General features: G+C 47.2%; 1 protein-coding gene. It reads right to left on the reverse strand.

Annotated features, from left to right (window positions below; genetic code table 11):
• Nucleotides 1-104 precede the first annotated feature (104 nt).
• A partial coding sequence (gene era, locus KIV40_RS31965) for a GTPase Era (RefSeq protein WP_285353353.1) occupies nucleotides 105-616 on the reverse strand: 512 nt, incomplete at its 5' end.

A 616-nucleotide genomic window follows, 5' to 3' on the forward strand; every position in this document is an offset into this window, starting at 1 on the left:
AACCCTTCTGAAGACATATCACCTTCTAAATAGAAAAAAGGAGCATAACTGGCTCCTTTTAAAATGGTTTCGACCCGGAGCGAAGCGCTTGCGCCTCTAGCGGGTTATAAGTCGTCGATGTAGCCCAGTGAACGCAGTGCACGTTCATCGTCAGCCCAACCCGACTTCACTTTAACCCAAGTTTCTAGGAATACTTTACGACCGAATAGCTCTTCCATATCCAGACGAGCTTCGCGACCAATCGTCTTGATCTTCTCGCCGCCTTTACCAATCACCATCTTCTTCTGGCCACTACGCTCAACTAAGATAAGTGCGTTAATGTGGAAGCCATCGTTGTCTGGGTTGTAGTCAAAGCGTTCGATCTCAACCGTCACTGAGTAAGGTAACTCATCACCCGTAAAACGCATCAGCTTCTCACGAATGATCTCTGACGCCATGAAGCGCTGAGAACGGTCTGTTACATACTCTTCAGGGAAGTGGTGTGTCGCTTTCGGAAGATGTTCACGAACGTGCTTACGCAATACATCAGTGTTCTTACCGTGTTTTGCCGAAATTGGCACAACATCGATGAAGTCCATCTTCTTAGACACTTCCATCATGTGCAGCATCACGTCAT

Source organism: Vibrio sp. D173a (genome assembly GCF_030248475.1).